The 9,266-nt window shown below is 64.1% G+C and carries 6 protein-coding genes; 4 read left to right on the top strand and 2 right to left on the bottom strand.

Annotated features, from left to right (window positions below; all coding sequences use genetic code 11):
* Nucleotides 1–91: 91 nt before the first annotated feature.
* Nucleotides 92–3,028: an Ig-like domain-containing protein gene (locus BraRD5C2_RS32385; protein ID WP_223975404.1), complete on the bottom strand. Its 2,937-nt coding sequence runs from the start codon at nucleotides 3,026–3,028 to the stop codon at nucleotides 92–94.
* A 371-nt stretch (nucleotides 3,029–3,399) separates the two neighbouring features.
* Between BraRD5C2_RS32385 and BraRD5C2_RS32380 the strand changes: the two genes are divergently transcribed.
* The gene (locus BraRD5C2_RS32380) at nucleotides 3,400–4,242 is read left to right on the top strand and encodes a GNAT family N-acetyltransferase (RefSeq protein ID WP_223975403.1); all 843 of its coding nucleotides are present in this window, start codon (nucleotides 3,400–3,402) and stop codon (nucleotides 4,240–4,242) included.
* Between the two features lie 164 nt (nucleotides 4,243–4,406).
* Complete coding sequence (locus tag BraRD5C2_RS32375) at nucleotides 4,407–4,700, top strand: hypothetical protein (RefSeq protein ID WP_212310569.1); 294 nt, start codon at nucleotides 4,407–4,409, stop codon at nucleotides 4,698–4,700.
* Between the two features lie 177 nt (nucleotides 4,701–4,877).
* Here the strand turns inward: BraRD5C2_RS32375 and BraRD5C2_RS32370 are convergent, their stop codons facing one another.
* Nucleotides 4,878–7,550: a flavin-containing monooxygenase gene (locus BraRD5C2_RS32370; RefSeq protein WP_223975402.1), complete on the bottom strand. Its 2,673-nt coding sequence runs from the start codon at nucleotides 7,548–7,550 to the stop codon at nucleotides 4,878–4,880.
* Between the two features lie 541 nt (nucleotides 7,551–8,091).
* Between BraRD5C2_RS32370 and BraRD5C2_RS32365 the strand changes: the two genes are divergently transcribed.
* Together BraRD5C2_RS32365 and BraRD5C2_RS32360 are read left to right on the top strand one after the other, a co-directional pair.
* Nucleotides 8,092–8,580, top strand: coding sequence for a peptidase associated/transthyretin-like domain-containing protein (locus tag BraRD5C2_RS32365; RefSeq protein ID WP_223975401.1), 489 nt, complete (start codon nucleotides 8,092–8,094; stop codon nucleotides 8,578–8,580).
* Between the two features lie 20 nt (nucleotides 8,581–8,600).
* Entirely contained in the window at nucleotides 8,601–9,227 is a 627-nt protein-coding gene (locus BraRD5C2_RS32360; protein ID WP_223975400.1) for a ferric reductase-like transmembrane domain-containing protein, read from the top strand.
* Nucleotides 9,228–9,266: the final 39 nt, after the last annotated feature.

Here is a 9,266-nt window from a genome sequence, read left to right as displayed (position 1 = left end):
CGTCTTTTCAAATGCCCCGACCCCCCCCCCGCCGCAAGCAGATTGCGGCGGGTGGTTTTATGAATCAAGCCGCAGGACGCCCTCCTCCGGCTCAGACCAGATGGAAATCGCCTGCGTGCGCTTGCAGCTCGGCCGCCTTGATCCCGGCAAAGGTGATCGTATCGCCGAACGCGTCCGTTATGACAGCGCCGGCGGCGGTATCGGCCGTGTGATTGGATAGCATGTCGTTCACGCTGGCGAAGATCGACTTGTCGAGTTGCACGGCGTCATTGTGCGCAACGAAATCGGTGATCACGTTGGTGCCGAAATGCGGGCGGAACAGGAAAGTGTCCGGCCCGTTGTTGCCAGTCAACGTGTCACCATCGCCGCCGATCAGCACGTCCGGGCCATTGCCGCCGATCAGGATGTCGTGCCCCGCCGAGCCGTCGAGCACGTCCTGGCCGTTGCCGCCGTTCAGTGTGGTATGGCTTCCGGCCTGGTAATTGACGCCGGGATTGAACACGACGATGCTCAGCGTCGACGACGCCGTTGCGCCATGCGGATCGGCAATCGTGTAGGCGAAGGTGTCCTGCGCGACGATCTGCGACGGCAAGCCCCCCTTGTTGGCGACGTAGACATAGCTGCCGTCGGCATCCAGCGTCAGCGAGCCGTAGGTGCCGGCGATGGTGTGCCCGACATTGCCGGCCGCCCCGTCGACGGCGCTGACCACCGAGTGACCCTGATCGTGGATGTCAGGATCGGTGTCGTTGGACAGCACACCGTGCAACGCGTCAACCGACAGCGTCGACTTCTTGGCCGTGCCGTTGCTGTCCGCGACCGCGATCGGCGCGTCATTGGCGCCGTTGATGGTGAGGACGACATCCTGGGTGACGGCCCCGCCATGCGCATCGTCGATGATGACGGGCACCGTGACGGTGAGGCTCTCGCCGACCGACAGGAAATCGAGATCCTTGTCGACGATGCTGTAGCTCCAGTCGATCTTGCCTGCGTTGGTGTTGCCGGCCTCGGGCATGATCGTAAAGGCTGCCTCGAGCGAGGCGATCTGCGTCGGCGTGAGTTCCGACGTGTAGTCGTGCGTCGAGTCCTGCCAGGTCACCGTCTCGCCGGCGGTATTGATCGTCGCAGTCGGCCGGTCGTTGAGGTCGGGATCGGTGAAGGCGATCGTGCCGGCGGTCGCATCCGGCGTCGAACTTCCTGTGACGCCGGGCAATTCGCTGATCGTCCCCGTCAAGTTGGACAGTGCCGGCACTACCGACACGGGATCATTGGTGCCGGTGAAGACGACCGTGATCTGTTGGGTCGAAGCGTCACTGACGCTCGAGCCGGTGTGGTGGTCGGCCACCGTGACGTCGTAGACCACAGTCAGCGTCTCGCCAGCCGACAGGAAGTCCAGATTCTTGTCTGCCAGGTCGAACTGCCAGTTGAGCGTCCCGCTGGTGCCGTCGACGCCAATCGAATCGGTCAGCGCCGTTGCGAGGGCTGCCTGCGTCGCGAGCGGAATCGTGGCGCCGCCAGACCAGGTCGCGGTATCAAACGCCTCACTCGCGGTGTGGGTGTCGCCGGCATTCGCATCGGTGAACGTCAGTGTGCCGAGAAGTTCCTGCAGCGAGGCGGAATTGGTGGTGTTGGCCAATTCGGTCAGCGGATGCGGCGATCCCGGATCGGGCGACAGCACCGGCGGACGGTTCAGCACCTCAGTCTCGTTGAATGTACCGTCGGCGAACTCGAATTTCTGGATGTTGGTGACGGTGTCGGTCCCGTCAGGTGACCCGCCGCGCTGGTCGGCGATCAGGATCGCACCGCTGCCGAGCAGGGTCGCGATGTATTGCAGCCGGGTGCCGCTGTAGACGACCGTATTGGTGCCGCCCCCGCCATCGATCGTGTCGTTGCCGCCATTGCCGCGAAGCACGTTGTCGGCGGCGTTGCCGACGATCGTGTCGTTGCCCGAGCCGCCATTCGCGTCCTCGATCAGCGACGCGGTCTCGGTCGGCTTGTTCGGATCGATCAACGCATTGGCGATGTTGCCGCGCGCGAAATACTCCGCGCCGCCCGCCCCGTTATTGCCGAGATCGGCACGCTGCGCGTGCGCCGCGCTGGTGTCCAGAATGGTCCAGGCGCCGGGATTGAGATCGATGGAGAGGTTGGTCGTGTAATTGGAGAAGTCGTAGGTATCGGTGCCGCCGCCATCCCACAGCGTCATCAGCACGAAATTGCTTTGCGGCGCGCCCTGCCCGACGCCATCGATGAACTCCTCGCCGGTGGTCGGGCTCCAGGTGTAGGTGGTGTTGCCGTTGTGCGCCGTGGCACCATAGTTCGCGCCGTACATGTACTGGAGCGCGGCGATGTCATCCTGCATGTAGGTGGTCGGATGATCGGGCGCGTTGTCGCCATTGGTCGCGTTGTCGCCAGGAAACTGGCTGTAGGTCATCACCGAGTATTCGTAAGAATTGTGATCAGCCGGCAGCGCGGGGAACGTCACGCCGTGCCCGTCCTGCGTGATGTGGCCGTGCTTCAATCCGAGATTATGGCCGGTCTCGTGCATGATGCCGGCCGCATCCTGGAAGCTGCCGAGCACCGGATTGGTGTAGCCGCCGGTGACGAACCATGCGTCGCCTTGCGCGCCCATCGCGGAGAACGGCGCGTTGCCGTTGTAGCCCAGTTCGGGCGGATTGGCCTCCGCGGTGCCGGGCGCGTTGCCAGGCACGTGCAATCCGGTGTGCTGGGCGACACTGCTGTCGTCGGTGTAGTCAATCTTGTCGGCATTGGCGTAGCGCAGCGTCGCGCCGGCGCTCGTCGTCTCGGTGAAGGTGAGATTGGTGAAACTTGCGACGTTGGCGAGCGCCGTACGCACCGCCGTCTGCTGTGACGCGGTGAACGCGCCGAAATTGTCGATCTCCTGATAGCCGTATTCAGCGCTGCTGGTGGGAAACGAAAACGTCAGATTCTGCGCGCCGCCCGAACCCCACTCCCATCCCCAGAGAATGCCATCGATATCTGGATTACCGGACAAATTAACAACTTGAGTCATGGGAAAACTCCGTTTTGGGTGAAATGAAAAACGTCCCCAATTCCGTTCAGTTGTCTTGCTGACGTGCGATGCAATCCTTTCTGCTGAGGGTGCTTCCGATTTCAAAATTTGCGGCGCAAAGGCCGCTTGATTCGGGATTCACGAGCACCGCACCTGAAATCCGCGGCGGCGCGCGAGATTGTTAGGCTTGTGGCAACTACAAGTCAAACGTGTTTCTAATTATATAAAAACCATAAATTGTTAGACGAATTCGTTGAAAATTTTGTTCGGTTCAAGCACCGTCTGTGGGCAGCCTCATTCTGTGAGGGTAGTGTGATCGTCACAAACATGGAGGCACAGTCCGTGACTCCAATCACACGGGATTATCGCCGATGAGCGACCTCATCATCCGACATATGCGACCCGACGAGATCGCGCTCGCGATCGACTGGGCCGCGGCGGAGGGATGGAATCCCGGTCTCGCCGATGCGCCCTGCTTTGCCGCCGAGGATCCGTCGGGATTTTTCATCGGCGAGCTCGACCGAGAGCCGGTCGCGGTGATCTCCTGCGTCAATTGCGGCGCAGGTTTCTCCTTCCTCGGCTTCTATATCGTGCGCCCGGATCTGCGCGGCCGCGGCTACGGTCTGAAGATCTGGAATGCGGCCATCGCGCATGCGCATCCGCGCGTGATCGGGCTCGATGGCGTGGTGGCGCAGCAGGCGAGCTACCAAAAGTCCGGCTTCGCGCTCGCTTACGCCAATGTGCGCTACGGCGGCACGGTCACCGCACCACCAGCGCCGAACGCCGGCATCGTTGCGCTCGCCGATCTGCCGATCGCGCTGGTCGAGGCCGATGACGCCACGGTGTTTCCCGCGCCGCGTCCGGCCTTCCTGCGCGCCTGGATCAATACGCCGGGTCATGTCGGATGCGCGCTGATGCGCAAGGACAGGCTGGCCGGCTGGGGTGTGATCCGTCCATGCCGCACTGGCCGCAAGATCGGTCCGCTCGTCGCCGACGACCGCGCCGGCGCTGAAATCATTCTTTCGGCATTGCTCGCCAGCGCAGGCAGCGGCGAGATCTTCCTCGATGTGCCCGCGGTCAACCGCGATGCCGTCGCGCTGGCGCAAGGCCTTGGGCTGTCGCCGGTGTTCGAGACCGCGCGGATGTACACCGGCGCGATCCCGCCATTGCGGATCGATCGCGTGTTCGGCGTCACGACGTTCGAACTCGGCTAGCGAAGCGCATGCGTTCAAATGACGCATGATCGCGAGCACGGCTCGTGTGAAGCGGCTCATAACGCGATTATTCAATACAAGAATACACCTCTGGTTGAGCGAGAGAGCCAGTTCGGTGCACTTCTGCACGCGCTGCGCTCGTCCGCAACAGAAGGAGGTGTCGCATGGCGTTCCTGTTTTTCAATTTCCGCAGCATGGGCCTCAGCGAGGCGCTCGCCAATGTCGGCGAGCTCAAGGGCGTCGTCGCCAACACGCTGAAGCAGAACGGCTTCACCGATGTCGTCAATACCCAGTCGGAGGTCGCCGGCAACAAGAACGGCGTTCGCGTGTCCATCCTGCACCTGCACAATGTCGATCGGCAGTTCTGGCAGGTCTTCATGGCCGGCGGCGATACCGCGGCCACCAAGCAGACGCTCGACGACGTCGTGCACAAGGTGGAGCACCTCGCCTTCCTCTAGAGCTTCCGGTTCTGATTGAACCGGAGCTCCGGAGTCGTGCGAAATCCCCGCGGGCAAGCCGCGGGGGTTTGCGCCCCTAAAGCGCGATGAGATCAGGTTGAATCGTCATCGCGCTTTAGCTCATTGCTTAAGCATGATCTCTTTGGAAAACCGCTTCGCACTTTTCCGGATCATGCTCTAGTTCGCCGCCGCGTTGACCCGTGGCGTCGCAACGTTGTCCTGCTCCAGCTCCTCGGGCAGTCCGGCGAAACGCCTTAGCGCCTTCGCCATTTTCACACGGCCGCTGACGCCGGTGATGATGACGTCGACCATCACGAACGACGAGTGGAAGTGGCCCTGCGCCTTGAGCTGCTCGACCTTGACGCCGGCTCTCGCAAGCGCGTCGCCATAGGCATTGCCCTCGTCGCGCAGCGGATCGAACTCGCTGGTCGCGATGAATGCCGGAGGCAAGCCTTCGAGCTTGCCGCGCAACGGCGCGACGCGCGGATCGGTGCGGTCGGCGGGCGAGCAGTACAGGTCCCAGAACCAGAACATCAGCCCGCGGGTCAGGAAGTAGCCGGCCGCGTTGTCGACATAGGACGGCCGGTCGAACGACGAGTCGGTGACCGGGCAGATCAAGAGCTGGCCCGCGATCTCGGGCCCGCCACGATCGCGGGCGAGCTGGCAGGTCACGGCCGCGATGTTGCCGCCGGCGCTCCAGCCCGCGACCAGCACCGGCCCTGCCCGGCCGCCGAGCTCCGCGGTGTGGGCTGCGATCCAGCGCGTCGCCGCATAGCCGTCCTCGGCCGCAGCCGGGAAGCGATGCTCAGGCGCGTGGCGATAGCCGACGCTGACGATGATCATGCCGGTGCGCCGGCACAGATCGCGGCAAAACGGATCGTCCGACAGCTCGTCGCCAAGCACCCAGCCGCCGCCGTGGAAATACACCACGATCGGATGCGGCCCCGGCGTCGCCGGGCGATACAGCTTGTACGGCAGCGGACCTTCAGCGCCCTGCAGCATGCCGGTGCCGACCTCGCCGACCGGACGGCCCGCGGGACGGCCCTTGTTGAACTCGTTGAGGAAGTCGCGCGCGCCCTGCGCGCCCATCGTCTCGATCGGCGGCAGGTTCATCTCGCCGAGCATGCCGAGCACCAGCCGCACATCCGGCTGCAAACGCACCACCTCGCCGTCATTGCACTGCTCGGCAACGCCGGGTCCTGTGAGCTTGAAGCCGAGCATGCCGCGCCCGACCACCTCGTTGCAGATGCTGCGATACGGACCGACGCCGCCGGTATAGGGCATCACGCCCTGCGGCTTGCCGGGCACATTGGCGCCCGTGTACCAGGTATTGGCCAGCCGGTGCAGCGTCAGCGTCGCGCAGTCGGCCATGTGCCGTTCCCAGCCGGCCTGCGCGGCCTCGGTCGCTTCCATCGTGGCGAAACCGGCGTCACGCAACGCGGCGATGCGGTCGACCACCCAGTCGACATGCTGCTCGATCGAGACAGCCATGTTCGACAGCACCGACGGGCTGCCGGGACCGGTGATCATGAACAGATTGGGGAAGCCCGCGACGGTGACGCCGAGATAGGTCTGCGGTCCGTGCGCCCAGACATCCGACAGCGACTTGCCGCCGCGACCGGAGATCGGATGCACCGCCATGATCGCGCCGGTCATCGCGTCGAAGCCGGTGGCGAACACGATAACGTCGACATCGAAGCTGCGCTTGTCGGTCGAGATGCCGCCAGCGGTGATCGCCTTGATCGGCTCCTGCCGCAGATTCACCAGCGTCACGTTCGGACGGTTGTAGGTCGCATAGTAGTTGGTATCGAGGCAGGGACGCTTGGCGCCGAACGGATGATCGTGCGGGGCTAGCGCCGCGGCGATCTCCGGATCCTTGACCACGGCACCGATCTTCTCGCGGATCAGATCGGCGACCAGCCGGTTGCCGTCGACATCAACCGCCTGGTCGGCCCAGAGCTGGGTCAGGATGTGGACGAGGTCGCCCGCCGCCCACGCCTTCTCGAAACGCTCGCGGCGTTCCGCGTCGCTCAATTGCCAGCTCACCACGGTCTGCTGCGGATACGGCACGCCGGCCATCGACCAGCGCGCCTGCTCGCGATAGGCCGCACGATCAGTCTCGAAGAAGGTCTTGCGATCCTCCGGCGCCGGACCGTTGCCGGCCGGCAATGCGAAGTTCGGCGTGCGCTGGAACACGGTGAGTTGCGCGGCCTGTTCGGCGATCAACGGGATCGACTGAATGCCCGACGACCCGGTGCCGATCACGGCAACGCGCTTGCCCTTCAGGTCGACGCCCTGATGCGGCCAGCGGCCGGTGAAATAGATCTCGCCCTTGAAATCCTTGACGCCGTCGATCTCCGGCGGCTTCGGCGACGACAGGCAGCCGGTCGCCATGATGTAGTGGCGGCACGAGACATTGGCGCCGTTGTTGGTCGATATCTGCCAGCGCGACGTCGCATCATTCCAGGTCGCCTGCGTCACCTTGGTGCCGAACCTGATGTCGCGGCGCAGATCGTAGCGGTCGGCGACGAAGCCGAGATAGCGCAGGATTTCCGGCTGGGTCGCGTATTTCTCCGACCAGGTCCATGCCTGATCGAGCTCGGGATCGAATGTATAGCTGTAATCGATGGTCTGGATGTCGCAGCGCGCGCCGGGATACCGGTTCCAGTACCAGGTGCCGCCGACGTCGGCGCCCTCTTCGAGCGCAACAACCGAGAAGCCCGCCTTGCGCAACCGATGCAGTAGATAGAGACCGGCGAAACCGGCGCCGACGACCGCGACGTCGACCTGCTGCGTGGTTCCGCTGTGCGAGGAGTCCGAAGCGCGTGCTGCAACTGCTGCGTCTGGCATGCCATTCCTCCCGTATGTTTTGATTTGACGGAAGGCTAGCGCTGCGCTTTCAGTTTGTCATCACGACAAACGCAATCTGAGGTCGCCGCAATTGTGACGCGCGCAGCCTGGAATGCGACGCGCAGCGCGTAGACGCAAGTGGTGCGGTGGCGAACGAGATGACGAAAGCCAAGTGCGCGACGGCAGATCCGTCATCCCCGGACGAACGCACTTGCGTTCGCTCGGGAGGTGCGAGCGCAGCGAGCCTCGAAGGATGCACGGCCACCAGCCGGGCCGTCGATCCTTCGAGACGGCCGCGTTGCGTCCTCCTCAGGATGACGGGTTTAGCGTGTGCCTCTTTCCCCATTGCGAGCGAAGCGACGCAATTCCCCCGCACCGCATCTATGGGTTGGGCTCGCCAACGACGCGGGTCGAGCGGCCGGCACGCCCATTCACAACTCTGCGACCTGTCGCACCCTTCGCGTCCCTCAGCTGGGCACCTCGCGGCTGTTGTTGTAGCTTGCACGGAGCAACTGCACGGTCGCCAGGAGGAAGAATCCACATGACCACCGTCGTGTTCAACCGTCGCAACCTGCTCGCCGCTGGCGGCTCCGTCCTGGCAACCGGGGTTGTCGGGCTTCTGCTGCCCGCCCGCGCGGAAGGCCTCGCACCGACGGACTCGATGGCCGGCGGGGCCAACAACTATCGCAAGGGCGCGCCGATCGTGGATCGGATCGGCAAAGGCGGCTTCTGGATGAGCGGCACCGTACGCCGCGCCGGCGACGGAGCTCCGCTCGCCGGGCAACGCATCCAGATTTGGGCACACACGACCGAAGGGCAGGAGCACGAGCCGCAGAGCCATGGCGCCACGCTTACCGACAAGAACGGGGCGTTCCGTCTCGAGATTCCGCAGATCATTCCGATCTTCGGCCAACCGCATGGCCACCTCGCCTATGACAGCGGTGAATTCAGAACCGTTTTTCTGCGTCCCGTGATGCGGAGCGCAAAAGATACCAGCCTTGAGGCGCATTTCGTGCTTCAACCGGCCTGACCGGGTTGGGACCAAACAGGATGAGATTGGCCCGGGCGACCCTGATCTGGGCCGCCCTTGTTGCCGCGGTTTGCGTGCCGATCGCCGCGGCAGCGGCGAGCCCCCTGCTCGCATGGCGCGGTCCGGTTTACATCCTGGCGGGATTCGCAGGAATTATCGCGCTGGGTCTTGCGCTCGTTCAGCCCTTGCTGATTGGCGGATACTTGCCGGGACTGGCCGCCTATCGCGGACGGCGAGCCCACCACTGGATCGGAGGCGCGCTGGTCGCGGCGGTGGTGATCCATGTCGCCGGCCTTTGGATCACCAGTCCGCCAGACATGATCGACGCCCTGCTCTTCTCATCGCCGACGCCGTTCTCCCCGTGGGGTGTGATCGCCATGTGGGCGATCTTCGCCGTCGCGCTGTTGGCAACGCTGCGCCGCCGATTGCGCCTGCGACCGCGAACGTGGCGCATTGCCCATATGTCGCTGGCGGTGGTCATCGTCGGCGGCAGCGCGATCCATGCCATGCTGGTCGAAGGGACGATGGAGACGGTGTCGAAGGCTGCGCTGTGCGCACTGGTGCTCGGCGCCAGCCTAAAGGTCATGGCTGACTTGCGGGTATGGCGAAAGCGCGCGACGTCGCGCGGAGAGAGCATTGTGCGATAGCGAACCAAAGCGGCATTCAATTGTGGTGAGGACCTTCGG

The sequence above is a fragment of the Bradyrhizobium sp. RD5-C2 genome, assembly GCF_019972155.1.
Taxonomy (GTDB): Bacteria; Pseudomonadota; Alphaproteobacteria; order Rhizobiales; family Xanthobacteraceae; genus Bradyrhizobium.
The sequence above is the reverse complement of the archived record's forward strand: the minus strand, read 5'-3'. Positions and strand labels throughout refer to the sequence as shown.